The 19260-nt window shown below is 72.8% G+C and carries 11 protein-coding genes; 5 read left to right on the top strand and 6 right to left on the bottom strand.

The features are described from left to right. Positions 1-24 precede the first annotated feature (24 nt). Positions 25-1383, top strand: coding sequence for an MFS transporter (locus OG746_RS44455; protein ID WP_266725179.1), 1359 nt, complete (start codon positions 25-27; stop codon positions 1381-1383). A 40-nt stretch (positions 1384-1423) separates the two neighbouring features. Here OG746_RS44455 and OG746_RS44450 read toward each other — a convergent pair whose 3' ends face one another. From OG746_RS44450 to OG746_RS44425, 6 genes are read right to left on the bottom strand one after another with little or no spacing between them, the layout of a single operon-like run. Beyond that, positions 1424-2251: an amidohydrolase family protein gene (locus tag OG746_RS44450; RefSeq protein ID WP_266725177.1), complete on the bottom strand. Its 828-nt coding sequence runs from the start codon at positions 2249-2251 to the stop codon at positions 1424-1426. Next, entirely contained in the window at positions 2248-3216 is a 969-nt protein-coding gene (locus OG746_RS44445) for an aldo/keto reductase (RefSeq protein WP_266725175.1), read from the bottom strand. Before OG746_RS44445 ends, OG746_RS44450 begins: the two co-directional genes overlap by 4 nt. Further along, positions 3188-5920, bottom strand: coding sequence for a family 78 glycoside hydrolase catalytic domain (locus OG746_RS44440; RefSeq protein WP_266725173.1), 2733 nt, complete (start codon positions 5918-5920; stop codon positions 3188-3190). The genes OG746_RS44445 and OG746_RS44440 overlap by 29 nt, the downstream gene beginning before the upstream one ends. A gap of 10 nt (positions 5921-5930) precedes the next feature. Beyond that, complete coding sequence (locus OG746_RS44435) at positions 5931-7445, bottom strand: alpha-L-fucosidase (protein ID WP_266725171.1); 1515 nt, start codon at positions 7443-7445, stop codon at positions 5931-5933. Then, complete coding sequence (locus OG746_RS44430; RefSeq protein WP_266725169.1) at positions 7442-10351, bottom strand: glycoside hydrolase family 2 TIM barrel-domain containing protein; 2910 nt, start codon at positions 10349-10351, stop codon at positions 7442-7444. Before OG746_RS44430 ends, OG746_RS44435 begins: the two co-directional genes overlap by 4 nt. Then, a complete protein-coding gene (locus tag OG746_RS44425; protein ID WP_266725167.1) occupies positions 10341-12932 on the bottom strand; it encodes an alpha-L-rhamnosidase in 2592 nt (863 codons plus the stop codon). The genes OG746_RS44430 and OG746_RS44425 overlap by 11 nt, the downstream gene beginning before the upstream one ends. A gap of 259 nt (positions 12933-13191) precedes the next feature. On the opposite strand from OG746_RS44425, the gene OG746_RS44420 reads away from it, so the two are divergent. Genes OG746_RS44420 through OG746_RS44405 form a run of 4 tightly spaced genes read left to right on the top strand, consistent with a single transcriptional unit; the run spans position 13192 to position 19238 of the window. Then, positions 13192-14898: a glycoside hydrolase family protein gene (locus OG746_RS44420; RefSeq protein WP_266725165.1), complete on the top strand. Its 1707-nt coding sequence runs from the start codon at positions 13192-13194 to the stop codon at positions 14896-14898. Further along, the gene (locus tag OG746_RS44415) at positions 14895-16304 is read left to right on the top strand and encodes a glycoside hydrolase family 28 protein (RefSeq protein ID WP_266725163.1); all 1410 of its coding nucleotides are present in this window, start codon (positions 14895-14897) and stop codon (positions 16302-16304) included. The genes OG746_RS44420 and OG746_RS44415 overlap by 4 nt, the downstream gene beginning before the upstream one ends. Next, complete coding sequence (locus OG746_RS44410) at positions 16304-17614, top strand: glycoside hydrolase family 28 protein (RefSeq protein WP_266725161.1); 1311 nt, start codon at positions 16304-16306, stop codon at positions 17612-17614. The genes OG746_RS44415 and OG746_RS44410 overlap by 1 nt, the downstream gene beginning before the upstream one ends. After that, positions 17604-19238, top strand: coding sequence for an acyltransferase (locus OG746_RS44405; RefSeq protein WP_266725159.1), 1635 nt, complete (start codon positions 17604-17606; stop codon positions 19236-19238). Before OG746_RS44410 ends, OG746_RS44405 begins: the two co-directional genes overlap by 11 nt. Positions 19239-19260: the final 22 nt, after the last annotated feature.

Below are 19260 nucleotides of genomic sequence, written 5' to 3'. Positions count from 1 at the left end.
CCACCCAGCCCTCAAGGAGCCCGCGTGTCCGTCCCCGCAGAATCACCGCGCGCACCACAGGGCCAGCCCCGCAAGGCGGCATTCGCCGCCTGGAGCGGCAGTGCCCTCGAGTACTACGACTTCTTCATCTACGGCAGCGCCGCCGCGCTCGTCTTCCCGAAGGTGTTCTTCGACGAGTCCGACCCGGCCGACGCCACCCTGCTCTCGCTCGCCACGTTCGGCGTCGCGTACGCCGCGCGCCCCGTCGGCGCGTTCTTCCTCGGTCACATCGGCGACCGCCTGGGCCGCCGCAAGATCATGGTGTTCACCGTGGTCCTGATGGGCCTGTCGACGTTCCTGATCGGCTGTCTGCCCACCCGTGACCAGGTCGGCGGGTTCGCGCCGTTGCTGCTCGTGCTCTGCCGCATCATGCAGGGCATCTCGGCCGCCGGGGAGCAGTCCAGCGCGGGTTCGATGACCTTGGAACACGCGCCAGAGGATCGTCGCGCGTATTTCACGAGTTTCACGCTCAACGGGACCCAGGCCGGGCAGCTCCTCGCCACCATTGTCTTCCTGCCGATCGCGGCGCTGCCCGAGGACCAGCTCCTGTCCTGGGGCTGGCGCATCCCGTTCTGGCTGAGCCTCGGCGTCGCCATCGCCGGCTACGTCATCCGGCGCTCGCTCGACGAGACGCCCGAGTTCGCCCGCAAGGCCGAGTCCGGCGAGGTCGCCAAGCTGCCGCTCGCGGTGCTCTTCCGCGACCACTGGGTGGACGTCCTGCGCGTGATCGGGGGCGCGCTGGTCGCCTCCGTGAGCACGATCTTCACGGTGTGGGCCCTGTCGTACGCGACGAGCGACGCGGTCGGCATGGACCGCTCCGCCATGCTGTGGGTCGGCGCGCTCGCCAACCTCGTAGCGCTCGCCGCGATCCCGCTGTGGGCGAAGCTCGCCGACCGCATCGGCCGCCGGCCGGTCTTCGTCACGGGCGCCGCGGGCAGCGCGCTGCTGATGTTCGGCTACCTGTGGGCGATCTCCACGGGCTCGTACGCGCTGACGTTCGTGCTCGGCATCCTGGCCTTCGGCGTCGTCTACAGCGCGGCCAACGCCGTGTGGCCGGCCTTCTACGGCGAGATGTTCCCGACCCGCGTACGACTCTCGGGAATGGCGATCGGCACCCAGATCGGCTTCGCCATATCCGGTTTCGCGGTGACGTTCGCGGCGCAGATCGCGGGCCCGGGCGGCGACAACTGGGGCGCGGTGGCCCTGTTCACCGCGGCACTGTGTGTGCTGCCGGTGGTGGCGGGTCTCACGGCTCGCGAGACGGCGAAGGTGCCGACCGCGCAGCTGGGCGAGCGGGACGCTGTGCCCGCTCCCCTCGGCGACGCCAGCAAGGCAGCCATCTGAGAACACCGGCGCCCGGCCCCGCGGTCGGGCGCCGGTCCGTTCAGAACCGGTAGACGCGCCGAGCCGTACCCCGCAGCACCGCCTCCCGCTCCCCCGCGGCGAGCCCCTTGGTCACCTCCTCGACGCGGCCCGTGACCTCGGCGTACGAGGCGGTGAGGGTGCTCACGGGCCAGTCCGAGCCGAACATCACGCGCGTCGGGCCGAACGCGTCGAGGCTCTTCGCTGGGGCGTCGGCGCAGGCGAGGGCCGCGCCGGACAGCTTGCACGCCGTGTTCGGCAGGGCGGCGAACGCCCGGACCGCCCGCTCCCACTCCCCGCGCCCGTCGGCCTCGTCCGGCGGGTTTCCGGCGTGGTCGAGGACGAAGGTCAGGTCGGGGTGGCGGGCGGCGGCCCGTGTGCAGGCGGGCAGCTGGGCCGGACGGGCGAGGACGTCGTAGCCGAGTCCCGCGTCGGCGAGCGCGCCCAGTCCACGCCGCACGTCCGCGCGGAGCAGCCACTCCGGGTCGGGTTCGGCCTGCACGGCATGGCGGACGCCGACCAGACGGCCACCGCCCGGTTCCTCGCGCAGCCCGGCGAGTGCGTCGGAGACGTCGGGGCGCGTGAGGTCGATCCACCCCACGACGCCCCTGACGAGCGCGTCGCTCACGGCAAGGGCGAGCAGCTCACGGGTCTCCGCCGGGTCGGGCACGGTCTGCACGACGACCGTGCCGTCCACGCGCGCCGGCATCGTCTGCCGCCGCAGGTCGTCGAGCGTGAAGTCGCGGCGCAGCGGCGCGAGTTGGGGCCCCTTGATCCAGGGCTGGTCGCGTACGCCGAGTTGCCAGAGGTGATGGTGCGCGTCGATCAGGGACGGCCGGGGATCGCTCACCGGTCGTCCATCTCGGCCAGCAGTCCACGTTCGACCAGTTCGCTCCAGAGTGACGGGGGAACGTCGCGAGCCGCTCGGAACTGCCGTACGAAATCGTGCACTTCGGCTGCCGAGCGGGCGCCCATCACGAGGGCGGTCACGGCGCCCGGGGCCGCCGCGAAGGCGAGGGCCGCGGCGCGCAGGGTCGTGCCGTGGCGCTCCGCGGCCTCCTTGAGTCGCAGCGCGCGGCCGACGAGGGCGCGGGGCGCCTCGGTGTAGTCGTACGTCGCGCCGGGGCGGGGGTCCGCGAGCAGGCCCGAGTTGTAGACGCCGCCGACGAGGACGGCGACGCCGTGCCGCTGGGCGGCGGGCAGCAGGTCCGCACGGGCACCGGGGTCGAGGAGAGTGTGGCGGCCCGCGCACAGCACGACGTCGACATCGGTGTCGCGCACGAAGCGGGTGAGCATCGCGGTCTGGTTCATTCCGGCGCCGATGGCCCGGACGACACCCTCCGCCCGCAGCTTCTCCAGCGCCGGGTAGGCCTCGGCGAACGCCTGCTCCTCGTGTCCGTCGGGGTCGTGGAGGTAGGCGATGTCGACGCGGTCGAGGCCGAGCCGGGTGAGGCTCTCCTCCAGACTGCGGCGGACACCGTCGGCGCTGAAGTCCCAGACCCGGCGCGGCTCTTGCCCTCCGTCGCCGGGTACGAGCAGGCGGCCGACCTTGGTCGAGACGACGTACGTGTCGCGGGGCCGGTCGGCGAGCGCGGCGCCGAGGCGGCGTTCGGCCAGCCCGAGCCCGTAGTGCGGCGCCGTGTCGAAGGCGCGTACGCCGACGTCCCAGGCGGTGTCCACGGCGGCGTGGGCCTGGTCGTCCTCGACCGGGGTGTAGAGGTGGCCGAGGGCGGCGGTGCCGAGGACCAGCTCCGTGACCGGCACGCCACTGCGGCCGAGGGTGCGGCTACGAAGCGTGGTGGGGCTGTGGCTCACCAGGAGGTCTCCCTGTCGTCGCGGGCGTCGGTGGCATCGGGGCGGCCGTGCCGCAGTCGCAGGGCTCGCGCGGCACGAGCGGGTGGCCGATCTCGGTGACCGGCCGGGGCGGGACGTCGTACGGAATCGTGAACTCATGTCGTCCAGCGCCACGTTCGAGCGTGGTGTCACTCCCCGGCAGGGCGATCTCGGCGCGGACGCCCGGCGGCACACGGACGTCGACGGTGAGGGTGCCGCCGTCGAGCCGCCACCCGGACTCCGCCCTCCCGTACGGGGTGAGGTGCGCGGCCCACGCGTGGGTGAGGGTGCCGCCGGGCCTGGGCACGACGCGGATGCGGCGCCAGCCCGGTTCGGCGGGGGCGAGACCCGCGACGGTGCGGTGCAGCCAGTCGGCGACGGAGCCGAGGGCGTAGTGGTTGAAGGAGGTCATCTGGCCGGGGTTGACCGTGCCGTCGGGCAGCAGCGAGTCCCAGCGCTCCCAAATGGTCGTGGCGCCCATGGTCACCGGGTACAGCCAGGACGGGCAGTGCCGCTCCGCCAGCATGCGGTGGGCGAGTCGGTGCTCGCCGACGGAGCAGAGCGCGTCACAGATCAGCGGGGTGCCCGCGAAGCCGGTGGCGATGCGGAAGCCGGAGCGGCGCACGAGGTGGGCGAGGCGGCGGGCCGCGGTGTGCCGCTGGTCCGCGGTGGTGAGCAGACCGAAGCTCAGGGCGAGCGTGTAGGCGGTCTGCGAGTCGGAGGACAGGCGGCCCGCGGGCGTCACGAACTCGGCGGCGAAGGCGGTGCGCAGTCGCGCCGCGAGTTCGCGGTGGCGGTGTGCGTCGTCCTTCTCGTCGAGCAGTTCGGCGGCCTCGGCGACGAGGTCGGCGGAGTGCACGAGGAAGGCGCAGGCGACGAGGTCGGCGTCGGTGCGGGCGGCGGCCGGATCGTCGGGCGGCGCGGCCGGGTCGAGCCAGTCGCCGAGCTGTCCGGGGTCGCGCCACACCCCGCCGCCCGTCTCGGCGCGCGCGGCGCCGAGCGCCAACCAGGCGGCCATGGACGGGTATTGGGCCCGCAGCACCTCGATGTCGCCGCTCGCCCGGTACAGCGCCCACGGCACCAGGACCGCCGCGTCGCCCCATAGCGCGTGCACGCCGTCCGCCATGGGCGGGTCGAGGATGTCGGGGACGACGAGCGGCACGGATCGGTCGGGTCGGGCGAACTGCTCGGCGGCGAGGTCGCGCAGCCAGCCGCCGAGCATGCCGGTGCAGTCGTACAGGAAGGCGGCGGTGGGCGCGAAGACGGCGATGTCGCCGGTCCAGCCGAGGCGTTCGTCGCGCTGGGGGCAGTCGGTCGGCAGGTCGAGGAAGTTGCCGTGCAGGGAGGCGAGGACGTTGCCGTGGAGCCGGTCGACCAGAGGATCGCTGCAGCGGAACCAGCCGGTGCGGCGCAGGTCGGTGCGGATGACGACGGCCGCCACGCACGCCGGGTCGAACTCCCCCGGCCAGCCGTCGATCTCGGCGTACCGGAAGCCGTGGCAGGTGAAGCGCGGTTCGTACGTCTCCAGGCTGCCCGTGCCGCGCAGGACGTAGGTGTCGGTGGCGGCGGCGTCACGCAGGGGGCGGCGGGCGAGTTCACCGCCGTCGAGGACCTCGGCGTGCCGCAGGGTGACGGTGTGTCCGGCGGGTCCGGTCACCCGGATGCGCAGTCGGCCGACGACGTTCTCGCCGAAGTCGACGACGGTGCGCCCCGACGGGGTGGTGTGCACGGCACGGACGGGGACGGTGCGCACGCGGCGTACGGGCGGCGCGGTGGGCGCCACCAACTCGGCCGCAGGAAAGGGCAGTTCCTGTACGGGCTGCCAGTCGCGGTCTTCGTGGCCCGGGTTCGACCAGCCGTCGCGTTCGCGCCTCGCGTCGTACTCCTCGCCGTCGTACAGCTCGGAGCGCAGCAGTGGCCCGGTGGTCCAGTGCCAGTCGGGGTCGGTGGCGACGGTGTGCGTGCGGCCGTCGGCGTAGCGGATCTCCAGCTGGGCGAGCAGGGCACGGTGCGGCCCGTAGCGGGCGCGGCGTCCGCCGTCCCAGCCGAGGCGGCCGGTGTACCAGCCCTCGCCGAGCAGCGCCCCGAGCGCGTTCTCGCCGCGGCGCAGCAGGCCGGTCACGTCGTGGGTGCGGTAGCGCAGGCGGTGGTGGTAGGAGGTCCAGCCGGGTGCGAGGACGTCGTCGCCGACGCGGGTGCCATTGATCTCGGTCTCGTGGACGCCGTACGAGGTGGTGTAGAGGCGGGCCGAGCGGACGGGCCCGTCGACGGTGAAGGCGCGGCGCAGCAGGGCGACGGGCAGGGGCCCGTCCGGCGGTTCGCGGTCCGGGGTGACGGGCCGGGCGTGCCAGTCCGCGCGGGTCAGGAGTCCGGCCTCGACGGTGGCGGGCGGGGACCAGTCGGTGGCGGCGCCGTCGGACCCGCCCCAGACCCGGACCCGGGCGGTGGCGCGCTGCCGGGACGTGAGCGCGGGGCCGGGCCAGTCCACGAGGACGCAGTCCGGACTGTCCACGCGTCCGGTGTCCGCGACGACGTCACCGTCGCCCCCGATCACCCTTACCTGGTAGGCGAGTTGGGTCCAGTCGGGTTCGTCGGTCTCGGTCCGCCAGCTCAGGCGGGGAGCCGCCTCTCCGATACCGAGGGCTTCGCGGTGGTGCTCGAAGACGGGGGCGGTGACCCGGCCCATGCGCACCCCCTCAGGTCCAGTCGATGCGGAGGACCTGGACGTACGGGGTGGGCGGCCGGTCGGGCAGCCGTACGTCGAGTCCTTCGGGCCCCGCCGTCCACGTGGGCTGTTCCGGCGCGCCCAGCAGCGTGACCTCGCGGGGCGGGGTGGCGCCGGCGAGGCTGTGGATGCGGATCCTGCGGTCGTCGGGCCAGGACATGACGAACGCGTACACGACCTCCTCGTCGGGGGCGCGGGTGAAGCGGAGATCGCGCGCCGTGTAGGCGAGGTGGCTCTCACGGGCCTTCGTGCCGCTCACGTTCGTGGGGCCCTCGCCGTACACGGTCCAGGGGCGGCTGCCGTACAGCGCCCGGCCGCAGACCCGCATCCAGGCGCCGAGGGAGTCGAGGACGCTGCTGACCTCGTCGTCGAGGGTGCCGTCGGGCAGCTGGGGCACGTTGAGGAGCAGGCAGCCGTTCTTGCTGACGGTGTCGACGAGCAGGTGGACGATCTCCTGTGCGCTCTTGTACTGCTCGCCGTCGCGGTAGAACCAGTCGCCGATGCTGGTGTCGTACTGCCACGGGTGCGGGTCGATGCCGCTGAGCTGGTGGCGTTCGACGTCGAGGAGGACGGCGCCGCGGTCCTCGTCGGCGATGGTCTTGATGCTGACGGCCCCGTCCGGTGTGCGGTTGTAGTAGTCGGCGAGGAACTCCGGGCCGCGGCGGCGGCTCGGCCCGTCGGCGACGCACACGCTGCCCTCGTCGAAGGGCATCCGGGAGTCGTCGAGGTAGACGAGGTCGGCGTCGTGGCGTTCGGTGACGTCGCGCAGCCGGGCGTAGAAGTCGTCGACGAACGCGGCCGTGGGTACGTCGCCGGGCTTGCGCGGCGGCCCGTACAGGTCGCGCGGGTCGAGCCCCTCCCACCAGGTGCCGCGCCCGTCGGCGGCGGTGAGGTGACCGTCGTACGGGCCTTCGGCGTCCGCTCCGTACGCGGCGTCGAGCCAACGCCAGGTCCAGGAGCCGGCGTGCATGGAGATGCCGAAGCGCAGGCCGGCGGTGCGGGCGGCGACGGCCCAGCGGGCGACGATGTCGGTGCGCGGGCCGACGTTGACGGAGTTCCACGGCTGGTGCGCGGAGTCCCACAGGTCGAAGTTGTCGCAGTGGGCGGCGAGGGAGACGAAGTAGCGGGCGCCCGCGCGCCGGAACCGGTCCATCAGCGCTTCGGGGTCGAAGCGTTCGGCGCGCCACTGGTGGCACAGGTCCTTGTGGCCGAAGTGGGAGGGGTGCCCGTAGTGGGCGCGGTGGTGGGCGGTCTGGCGGGCGGTGCGCTCGACCTCGAAGTCCTCGGTGCCGGAGTAGGGGCCGTAGAGGTGGCGGGCGTACCAGTCGCCGCGGCGTGCCGCGCACTGCGGGCCCCAGTGCGACCAGATGCCCAGTTTGGCGTCGAGGAACCAGTCCGGGACGCGGTGCCGGCGCAGGGACGCCCAGTCGGGGGTGTAGGGCGCCCGCCCGGTCGTCGCGGGGCGGAGCTCTTCGACGCTGCTCATACGGTTGCCTCTCCTGATGTCGGCCCCGGTGCGGGCGCTTCCGGGCGGCGCAGCAGCAGGGCGAACCGCCAGTGCTGCGGGTGCAGTTGGTGGTGCGGCAGCGGGCCGGGACCGCAGGAGGCGCTGCCGAGTCCGTGCTGGGCGATGTCGATGTGCAGGTGGAGGCGACCGTCGGGGGTGAGGTCGCAGGGGTGGGCGGCGGCTTCCAGGGCCTCGGTGCTCCAGGGGCGGACGGTGAGGCCGAAGGGGTGGTCGGGGTCGGCGGCCTCGACGCGCAGGCCTTCGCCGGTGGCCGGGTCGGTGAGCTCGGCCCAGCGGACGTCGGCCCGCCGTCCGTTCTCCTGGGGCACGACGTACGGGGTCTGCAGGTCGGCCACGGTGGAGGTGAACAGGCCGACGCGGACGGCGTGTTCACTGTCCGGGTACGCCTCCCCCGGGCCCTTGCCGTACCAGCGGATCCGGTCGAAGCGGTCGGGCAGGGTGAAGCGGACGCCGGCCTTGGGGAGGGTGCGCTCGCCCCAGGGTCCCTCGGGGGTGATCTCGACGGCGAGGCGCCACGCGTCGCCCTCCTCGGTCCACTCGTGCCGCATGCGCAGGCCGTGCGGGAACCCCTCGGGCGCCAGCCGGACCTCGGCGCCGTGGGGCCCCTCGGCCAGGGTGCGGGGCACGAGCCGGTCGAGGCCGGCCGAACGCCACTCGCGCAGCACGGAGTTGTCGCCCATGCCGCGGTCGTTGTCGGCGGGGGCGCGCCAGATGTCGAGGTGGGGGCCGTCGAGGAGCGGGGCGGCCGTCGTCGCGGGTACGGAAGGCGCGGCCGTCGCACGGTGGCGTGGACCGGCCAGGCGGGCCTGCGCCCAGGCGACCTCGTGCCCGGCGGGTGCCCAAGGTGCGACCGCGGCGAGTACGGCACGTACGGTCAGCCACACCTCCCCGTCGCCCGTGGTGTCCACGGTGGGCAGCGGCACGTCCACGCACTGACGGGCGGCCACGGCGGGAACCTTCAACTCGCCCTGGGCACACGGCAGTCCCTCGCGCTCGGCTGTCCAGGTGAAGCGCAGGTGCGACAGGTCGCGGACGTCGTGGCGGTTGCGCACGGTGATCCGCCCCGGATCAGCCGACTCGATAGTGATGCCGACGGGTTCAATGGCCTTCTTGTACGCGGCGAGGCCCGGAGACGGAGTGCGGTCGGGGTGGACGAGGCCGTCGACGCAGAACGTCCCGCCGTGCGGCCGGTCGCCGAAGTCGCCTCCGTACGCGAAGAACTCCCGGCCGTCTTCGGTGGTGCGCCGGAAGCCGTGGTCGATCCACTCCCACACGAACGCCCCGGCGCAGCGCGGGTGTTGCTCCAGGGTGCGCTGGTACTCCTCCAGGGATCCCGGCCCGTTGCCCATGGCGTGTGCGTACTCGCACAGCAGGAAAGGCAACTGGCGCCTCCGCTCCTCCAGTTCGGGATGGTCCGTGTTCTCGGGCGTCGCCGGGTCGGCACGGCGGCCGATGCGGTCGACGTCATCCACCGGCGCGTACATGAGGCTGTAGAAGTCGGAGTGGCGGTAGGTGCGGTCGCGTTCGTAGTGCAGGGGGCGGGAGGGGTCGCGGTCGCGGGTCCAGGTCGCGAGGTCGGCGAGGTTGGTTCCTGCGTGGCTCTCGTTGCCCAGGGACCAGATGACGACGCTGGGGTGGTTCTTGTCCCGTTCGACCATGCGCTGCATCCGGTCCAGGAGCATCGGGCGCCAGCACGGGTCGTCGATCGGGTTGCCCGCCCAGTCGGCGTAGATGAATCCGTGGGTCTCGATGTCGCACTCGTCGATCACCCACAGTCCGTACTCGTCGCAGAGGTCGAGGAAGGCGGGGTGCGGCGGGTAGTGGGCGGTGCGCACGGCGTTGATGTTGTGCGCCTTCATCAGCTCGACGTCGCGACGCATCGTGGGGAGGTCGAGGGCGCGGCCCCGGTCGGGGTCGTGCTCGTGCCGGTTGACGCCGCGCAGCAGTACGGGGGCGCCGTTGACGGTGAAGCGGCCGTCGACGATCGCGACGGTACGGAAGCCGATGCGCAGCCGTACGCGTTCGGTGTCGGTACACAACTCGGCGTCGTAGAGACGGGGTTGTTCGGCGCTCCAGGGTTCCACGCCCGGCAGGGTGAGGCTCCGGCCGGCGGGATGCTCATGGATGCCGAGTTCGGGGACGGTGAGGCTGGCGTCCGGTGCCGAGGTGTCGACGCCCAGTCGTCCTTCGCGTCGCACATGGTCGTAGTCCGCGTGCACGAAGCAGTCGTCGATGCCGCCCGGAGGGCGCTCCAGGAGGGTGACGTCGCGGAAGATCCCGGGCAGCCACCACATGTCCTGGTCCTCCAGGTAGCTGCCGGACGACCAGCGGTGGACGCGAACGGCAAGGTCGTTGCGGCCGGGGCGCAGGGCGTGGGCCGCGTCGAACTCGACGGGCAGCCGGCTCCCCTTCGACGTGCCCAACTCCTGCCCGTTGAGCCAGACTTTGCAGGCCGAGTCGACTCCGTCGAACCTCAGGACGCTGCCGCCGATGCGCCAGCCGTCGGGCAGGTCGAAGGTGCGGTGGTGATCGCCCGTGGGGTTGGCGTCGGGGACATGGGGCGGGTCGATGGGGAACGGATAGGCGGTGTTGGTGTAGCGGGGGACGCCGTGGCCGTGCAGCACCCAGTGCGAAGGGACGGGCAGCGGCGACCAGGCGTCCGCGCCGTGGGCCGGCGGCCCGGTCAGGAAGTCGAGTGGCGCGCGGGCGGTCGGCGAGAGCCGGAACGACCAGGCCCCGCCCAGGTCGAGGCGGGCGGCGTCGGACGGGAGCGGGGCGATGCGAGGTGGGCGGCGCAGGCCTGTGCCGGGCGTGAAGTCGGCCCAGTAGGGCATGCGGTGCGCCTGCCGGTCGTCAGGCGACATCGGGGCTCCAGTCTCCGGGCACCGTGAACTCATGGCTACCTGGCGGCACTTGGCGTACGTCACGGTCGCCGTTGGGCAGCGGCAGCTCCACCCGGGTGTCGGCGCCGGGCGGCAGCGTGACCGTCAGACGGAAGACGTCCGCGTCCCGGTGCCAGGCCACGGAGGCCCGGCCGCGCGGGGTGTCGTACCAGGCGCTCGCCCAGGTCAGGTCACCGACGGGGGCGGGACGAACCACGATGTGCTCGTACGCGACCGAGTCCGGGGCCTGACGCAGACCAGCTAGCGAGCCGACCAGCCACTCGGAGGCCGCGCCGAGCATGTAGTGGTTCTGCGAGGAACCTCGGGTCGGGCCGTCCCAGCGTTCCGTCAACGCCGTCGCACCGTGGGCGAGTTGGTAGCCGTAGCTGGGGTTGTCGGTGCGGCTGAGCAGATCCCATACGACGTCGTCGCGGCCGTGGTCGGACAGGGCGCGCAGCAGTGACGGCAGGGCGATCTCGCCGACGGTCACGTGGTCGCCCGCGGCGCGGATGCCCGCGACGAGGTGGTCGAGGACGGCTCGCGTCTCTTCGGGAGGGACGGCGCCCGCCGCGAGGGCGAGCACGTCGCAGGCCTGGCTGCCGCTGCCGTAGGTGTGCCGGTCCGCGTCGTGGAACCGCCGGTGGAAGGCGTCGGCGATGTCGCTCGCCAGGCGGCGGTGGGCGGCGGCGTCGCCGTGCGCGCCGATCGCCTCGGCGATGTCACCGAGCGCGGTGACGATCCGCTGGTGGGCGAAGGTCGCGGTGACGGCCTTGGGGGTGGAGGTGTCGAAGGCCATCCAGTCGCCGAGCCCGTGCTCGAGGATCAGCCCGTCGGGCGAGCGGGAGTGCAGATGGTCGAGGTAGCGGAGCATGCGCGGGTAGTGGGCGCGCAGCGTGGCGGTGTCGCCGTAGGTGCGGTGCAGCCACCACGGCGCGAGGACCAGCGCGCCGCCCCAGTTGGCGTCGTCGCGGAACTTGTCCTCGAAGACGGTGTACTCGGGGGCGATGTCCGGTACGAGGCCGGAGGCGGTCTGCGCGTCGGCCATGTCGCGCACCAGCTTGCGGTAGTGCGCGGCGACGTCGTAGCCGTGGGCGACGGCGGGGAAGACGAGGTGCACCTGTTCGAGCCAGCCGAGCTTCTCGCGGTGCGGGCAGTCGGTGAGCAGGCTGTACATGTTGCTCTGGACGGCGCGGTCGATCAGCCGGTGGACCCCGTTGAGCAGCTCGGACGAGCAACGGAAGCCGCCCGCTGGGGTGTTGGCTACGCGCATCACCTCGCCGCTCACGGTGTCCGGCGCGGGTGGTGCGGGCAGCCCTTCGACCTGGAGCCAGCGGAAGCCGTGGTAGACGGTGGCGGGTCGCCAGCGTTCGCCGTCGGGGTCGCCGCGCAGGGTGTAGCGGTCGAAGCAGGGCGTGCCGGTGAACCGCTGGTTGACGGTGCCGTCCGGCGCCAGGAGCTCGGCCGGCCGGATCACCACGGAGGTGCCGGCGGGCCCGGTCACGTCGAGGCACGGCCGTCCCGCGATGTTCGTGCCGAGGTCGAAGACGTGCACGCCGGGCCGCGGCTCGCTGACGGAGACGGGCGTGAGGGTGTCGACGACCTCGACCGGCGGATGGGCGCGCGCCGTCAGGGCGACGGCGGTGGGCAGCGGCGCGGGGACGGCGGGCCGCCAGCCGCCGCGGTCGGCGCCGGGGCGGTGCCAGTCGTCGGGTTCGAGGCGGGCGTCGTACTCCTCACCGCCGAACCAGGCCGACAGGGTGACCGGGCCGGGATGCGTGCGCCAGCTCGGGTCGGTGACCACGGTGGTCGTGGTGCCGTCCGCGTACTCGGCGTACAGGAGCGCGAGGGCGCGGGGGCTGCCGTGGTCGGCGCGCAGTTTGGTGTAGCGGCCGTCGGATTCGAGGACGCGCGCGATGCCGTTGCCGAGGGCGATGCCGATCGTGTTGGCTCCGGCCCGCAGCGTGTCGGTGACGTCGTACGTGGCGTAGAGCAGGCGTTTGTCGAAGGCGGTGCAGCCGGGTTCGAGGCGGGCGTCGCCGGCGTGTGCGCCATTGACGAAGGCCTCGTAGACGCCGAGTGCGGTGGCGTACAGGCGGGCGCGGACGGGGGTGGCGGGGAGGGTGAGGTCGCGGACGAGGAGGGGCAGGGGGTCGCCGGGGCGGAGGTCCGGTGCGGTGATCCACTCGGCGTCCGCCCAGTCGTCGGCGGTAGGTAGTCCGGTCTCCCAGGTCGCGGGTGCGCTCCAGGCGGTCGGACCGTCCTCCTCGTGGTCCGGTGCGCGCGACTCCCACACGCGTACCCGCCACCACACGCGCTGCCGCGCGCCGGGCGCCTTGCCGTCGTAGTGGACGCCGGTATGGACCGTGCCGGGAACGCGGCCGCTGTCCCACAGGTCGCAGGTGCCGTCGGCGAGCAGGGCGGCCGTGGTGGCGGCCTGCACCTGATGGGCGGCCTGTCGGCCGCGCGCCAACTGCCAGGCGAGGTCCGGGTGTTGGTCGTCGACGCCCAGGGGGTCGGTGAGGTGGGCGGTACGCAGAGTGTGGGGCGGCGGTTGCCGGGTCATGGTCGGGCCTCCCTCGTGGCGGGGCGGGGTGGCGCGGGCCCGCGACCCGCACCGCCGTGCCAGGTGGCATGCCACCTTTCCTCGACGGACATCCCGAACCGTAAGCGCGCCCCCACGCGGCGTCAACACCCCTTCAAAGCCGTCGACTTGGCCTTGTCCTGCGCTTTCCGGCCTCTTGACGCTCCTGACCGGCCCGCCTAGCGTTCTTGGCGTTCGCCCTCAGCACCGCTCCTTCGGACTTCGAGACGGCGAGACACAGATGACTGGCATACCAGCAACCCTGCTTCTGGAAGAACGCGCCGAGCTCGCCATGAACGCCGTCGTTCAGCTGGCCGACCCGGATCTCGACGGCATCCCCTTCTTCATGGCCGATCTGCTCGCCGAACCGGCCGAACTGCGGCACGGCGACTGGGACTACGGCTCCAGTCACGGCCGGCTCACGGACGCCTGCATACTGGCCCGCCGGATGACCGGCGCCGACTGGTGGGCGGCAACCGAGAAGGCGTACAAGAAGACACTCCTCGACCTGCTCGGCCCGGACGGCCTGACCTGGCGGCGCACCCATCCGCGCGGCCACTGGGAGGCGACGGCAGGGCTGATCGACCAGCGCGCCACGCTGCTCGCGCTCACCACCTGGTACCAGGACGACGGGGACCCGGCCGTCGCCGAGGCGGCCGACCGGCAGGTCGCTGCGCTGCACCGGATCGCGGTCAAGGAGCGCGACGTCTGGTACTTCCCGGCCTCGGAGTACACCCGCGACGGCTGGCCGTCGGCGCACGCGGTGCAGCTGCACCTGGCGCCCGATCCCGCGTCGTTCTGCGGACGCCTCATCATGCCGCTGCTGCGCTGGCACCAACTCACGGGAAATGCCCAGGCGTTGGAGCTGTGCGGCTGGTTCACGCGACTGATCACCCATCACAGCGGGGTGTTCGGCGAGGACGGCTCGTTCAACTCGGCGCTCGCCTACCGCAGCGGCCACTTCCACACCCGGCTCGGCACCCTCGACGGCATCGCCAAGTACGCGCTGTTCACCGGGGACCACGCCCTGACCGCGTTCGTACGGCGGGCGTTCGACTGGGCGCTCGGCCGGTGCACGGCGTACGGCTGGACACCGGGCGATCTCGCCGGGCAGCGCTTCGAGCACGAGACGTGCTCGCTCGTGGACCTCATCGGCATCGGCACGACACTGGCCCGAGCCGGACACCACGCGTACTGGCCGGTCGTCGAACGGTTCCTGCGCAACCATCTGACGGCATCCCAGCTCACCGACGTGTCCTGGGTGCGCTCGGCGCCCGACCGGTCGCTCGACGAGCCCGGCTGGATCACCCGGTACCGGGTGGGCGAGCGGGTGCGCGGGGCGTTCGCCGGATACGGCGCGCCCAACGACTACGTCAACGACGCCGTGCTCGGCCGCGGCCACACCGCCGACGTGCAGGCGTGCTGCATCGGCTCAGGGGTGCGCGGCCTGTTCACCGGGTGGGCGGCGGCCGTCACCGGCGACGCGCGCCTGGTCCGGGTGAACCTGCTGCTCAACCGGGGCAGCGCCCACGTCGACGTACACAGTCATCTGCCGCACGAAGGTCGCGTGGACCTTCACGTACGCGCCGACTGCGGCGAGGTGCGGATGCGGGTGCCCGAGTGGGCCGGGTACGCGCGGCTGCGGGTCGAGCGCGCCGGGCACACCGCGCACGGCGCCGAGCCGGGCCTGTGGGCGCCGGACGGCATGCTGCGTCTCGCGGCGCCGCGGGCGGGCGAGCTCATCACCGTCACGTTCCCGCTGCCGGAGCGGGTCACCGAGGAGACCGCGGCCGGGCGCGCGTACGAGGTGCGCTGGCGCGGTGACGACGTCATCGGCATCGAACCGGAAGGCAGGACCCGCCCCATGTACACCGCCCGCACGATCGAGCCGCAGGCGAAGCTGCGCGAGCACACGCTGCACGTCCCGGACCAGGAGTGGTCCTGGTGAGCGCCCCCGGCCGCAGAGCCTTCCTCGCCGCCGCGGGCGCCGGCGCCGCGCTACTGGTCTCCCCCGCCGTCGCGCGGGCCGCGTCCTCGGGAGCGGAGGCGGAGGCGGACCGCCGCGCGCGGCGCATCCTCGCGGGCATCCACGTTCCCCGGTTCCCGCGCCGCACCGTGTCCATCACCGACCACGGCGCGGTCGGCGACGGCGTACACGACTGCACCGCCGCGATCCGCGACGCCATCCGGGCCTGCGCCGCGGCCGGCGGCGGGCGCGTCGTCGTCCCGCCCGGCGACTGGCTGACCGGAGCGGTGCATCTGCGCGACCGCATCGATCTGCACCTGGAGAAGGGCGCCACCCTGCGCTTCCGCCAGGACCCGGCCGCGTATCTGCCCGCCGTGTACACGCGCTACGAGGGCACCGAGTGCATGAACTACTCGCCGTTCGTGTACGCGTACGGCTGCCGGACCATCGCCGTGACGGGCGCCGGGATCCTGGAGGGGCAGGCCGACGCCACGCACTGGTGGGACTGGACGAAGGGCGTCGACGGCGGGCCCTCGCCCGAGTCACCGGAGAAGCAGCAGCTGCTCGCGTGGGCGGAGGCCGGAGTGCCGGTCGAGCAGCGGGTGTTCGGCGAGGGCCACCGTCTGCGGCCCAATCTGCTGCAGTTCTACCGCTGCCGCGACGTGCTCATCGAGGGCGTCACGGTCCGCAACTCGCCGATGTGGAACATCCATCCGGTGCTGTGCACGAGCGTCACGGTGCGCGGCGTCACCGTCGACAGTCCGAACGGACCCAACAACGACGGCATCGACCCCGAGTCCTGCTCCTACGTCCACATCAAGGACTGCGTCTTCGACACCGGTGACGACTGCGTCGCGTTCAAGGCCGGAAAGAACGCCGACGGACGGCGCGTGAACGTCCCCATGGAGCACGCCCTGGTGGAGGGCTGCCAGATGCGCGACGGACACGGCGGTGTCACCGTCGGCAGCGAGACGACCGGCGGTGTCGGCGACATCGTGGCCCGCGACTGCCGCATGTCCAGTCCGGACCTGGACCGGGCGATCCGCATCAAGTCCAATCCTGTGCGCGGCGGTTACGTACGCGACGTGCTGTGCACCGACATCGAGGTGGGGCAGGTCGGCGACGTCGTCGTCGAGGTGGCGCTGAACTACGAGAACATCGACACCGGGGCGTACTACCCCGATGTGCGCGGCATCGAGGTGCGGCGCCTGACGGCCGCGAGCGGACCGCGCGCCTGGACCCTGTTCGGCAACGCCGCCAACCCGATCCGCGACGTACGCCTCGTCGACTGCGCCTTCGACGGCATGACCGGCCCCAATGAACTGCGCAATGTCGAGGGCCTTGTCCTCGAACGAGTCACCATCAACGGCGAGGAGGCGACGGTCTGATGGACACCGACGCGCCGTGGCGGGAGGCCGACGCGGTCGTGGCGCGGGTGGCCCGTCCCCGCTTCCCCGACCAGGATTTCCCCGTCACGCGGTACGGGGCGGTGGGCGACGGCGCCACCGACTGCTCCACGGCGCTGCGCCGGGCGATCGCCGCTTGCCACACCGCGGGCGGCGGCAGGGTGACCGTGCCGCCGGGCAACTATCTCACCGGTCCCGTCCGGCTGCGCAGCCATGTGGAGCTGCATCTGGCGGAGGGCGCCACCCTGCGCTTCCACCGGGACCCGGCCGCGTATCTGCCTCCCGTGCTCACCCGCTTCCAGGGCGTGGAGTGCTACGGCTACTCGCCGCTGGTGTACGCGCGCGACGAGCGCAACGTCGCCGTCACCGGGCGGGGTGTCCTCGACGGGCAGGCCGATGACGCGCACTGGTGGCCGTGGTCGGGCCAGGCCGAGTTCGGCTGGCTGCCCGGGACACGCCATCAGGAGGAGGACTGGCCGGCGCTGTGGCAGCAGGCGGAGGACGGCGACCCGGTCGAGTCCCGGGTCTACGCCGACGGTTACCGCTTCCGGCCCAACTTCCTCGAGTTCCAGAGCTGCCACGGAGTGCTCGTCGAGGGCGTCACGATCGTCCGCTCCCCCATGTGGGAGATCCACCCGGTGCTGAGCGAGAACGTCCTGATCCAGGACGTCACCATCGACAGCATCGGCCCCAACAACGACGGCATCGACCCCGAGTCCTGCCGCGATGTGGTGATCCGCCGCTGCGACATCACCGCCGGCGACGACTGCATCGCCATCAAGTCGGGCCGGGAGGCGGACGGGCGGCGGGTGGACCGGCCCAGCGAGAACATCGTGATCGAGGACTGTGTGCTGCGGCACCGCTACGGCGCCGTCACGCTGGGCAGCGACATGACCGGCGGCATCCGCAACGTGTACGTGCGGCGCTGCCGCATCGGCGGACCCGGCCTGTACTTCGGTCTCTACATCAAGACGAACTCGGTGCGCGGAGGCTTCGCGGAGAACATCCACCTGACCGGTCTCACGGTCACGAACCTCACCAAGGAGTTCGTGACGTGCGACTTCCACCGCGGCGAGGGCGATACGGGTGGCTATCCGCCGCGGGTGCGGGAGATCAGCGTCAGCAACACCACGGTCGACCGTGCCCGGCGGGCCGTCCTGGCCCGCGGCTACGCCCATGCGCCGATCCGTGAACTACGGCTTTCCGGCGTCGAGTTCGGTTTCCTCACCGAAGCCGATCGGGTCGAGCATGTGGAGGGCCTCGTACGGGAAGAGGTGACCGGTGGACACTGAAACGACCCGGCCGGAACGCTTCGACCACTGCCCCTGGGAGTTCTGGAGCCGCAGCGACACGACGCAGCAGGCACGCCAACTCGCCCACCAGAAGGAGCTTTTGGGGCGCATCGCGGATGCCTCGTTCGGGGAGCGAGTGTTCGTGTCTCCGTGGGCGGCGGTCCATGCCGACACGCTGCACCTGGGCGACCGCTCGTACATCGGCGGGCACGCCGTCGTCACGGACGAGGTGCGCACGGGCCGCGACTGCACCGTCAACCCGTACGCGACGGTCCGCGGCCGGGTGACGTTCGGGGACGGGGTGCGGGTGGGCGCGCACACGTCGCTGCTCGGCTTCAACCACGGATTCGCGCCGGACACACCCGTGCACCGGCAGCCGTTGACCTCGCAGGGCATCACGGTCGGCGACGACGTGTGGATCGGCTCGCACGTGGTCGTCGTGGACGGCGTCACCATCGGCGACCACTGCGTGATCGGAGCGGGCGCCGTCGTCACCAAGGACCTGCCCGCCTGGTCGGTCGCGGCGGGGAACCCGGCGCGGCGGCTGCGCGACCGCCGGGACGCGGGTACGACGCCGCGCAGGTCAAGCAGTCTTGACGCCCGCCTCGAACAATTCGCCGAGCGGGCGCGGGAGCAGGCACCGGCGCTCCTCGAACGCTGCCGCGACAGCGCGGGGACGTGGACGGACCGCCCCGGCGCCGCGCCGACGGTGCGGGCGGTGTGCGACGCGGTGGAGATCGCGGCGCTGCTCCTGGACGGACCGCCACCGGGCGAGAGCGGCCCTCAACTCACCGCACGGCTGGCGGAGTTGCAGGACCCGACCACGGGCCTGGTCCCGGAGATCGGCCGCGCGGCGCCGTCCTGGTCCGACTCCGACGCGATGTACCACATCCTCTCCGTCGGCTACGCGCTCGATCTGCTCGGCTCCCGTTTCCCGCACCCGGTACGCGCCGTCACGGAGCTGTCGCCCGAGGAACTGGTGCGCCGCCTGGACGCGCTGCCCTGGCGCACCGAGGCATGGCGCAGTGGGCACTGGGTGGACGGGGTGGGCACGGCGCTGCACTTCGCCGCGGGCCCTTCGCCGCTGACGGACACGCTGTTCGGCTGGCTGCTGACCCGGGCCGACCCGGTGCAGGGCATGTGGGGCGCCCGGCGCTCGGAGGACGGCCTGCGGCAGCCGGTGAACGGCTTCTACCGGGCGACGCGTGGCACATACGCACAGTTCGGCCTGCCCCTGCCGTACCCCGAGCGCACCGTCGACACAGTCCTGACCCACAGCAAGGACCCGGCCTGGTTCGGCCCGGACCGCGGCACGGCCTGCGACGTCCTGGACGTGATCCATCCACTGTGGCTGTGCGCACGCCAGACCACCCACCGGCTCGGCGAGGGCCGCGACTGGGCGCGCGGCCAACTGGACCGCATCCTAAACGACCGCTGGCACGACGATGCGGGCTTCTCGTTCGCCCTGGAACCGGGCGAACGCCCCGCGCACCGCCCCGGGTTGCAGGGCACGGAGATGTGGCTGGCGGTGACGTGGCTGCTGGCGGAGCACCTTGGTGCGTCGGAGGCACTGGGGTACCGGCCGCGAGGCGTACACCGTCCGCTGCCGCCTGTGCGGGGCTGAGGCGCCGGTCAGGCCCGGTCCC

Origin of the sequence: Streptomyces sp. NBC_01016, assembly GCF_026341035.1 — a bacterium.
Lineage (GTDB): Bacteria > Actinomycetota > Actinomycetes > Streptomycetales > Streptomycetaceae > Streptomyces.
This window is presented reverse-complemented; position numbering and strand designations above follow the sequence as displayed.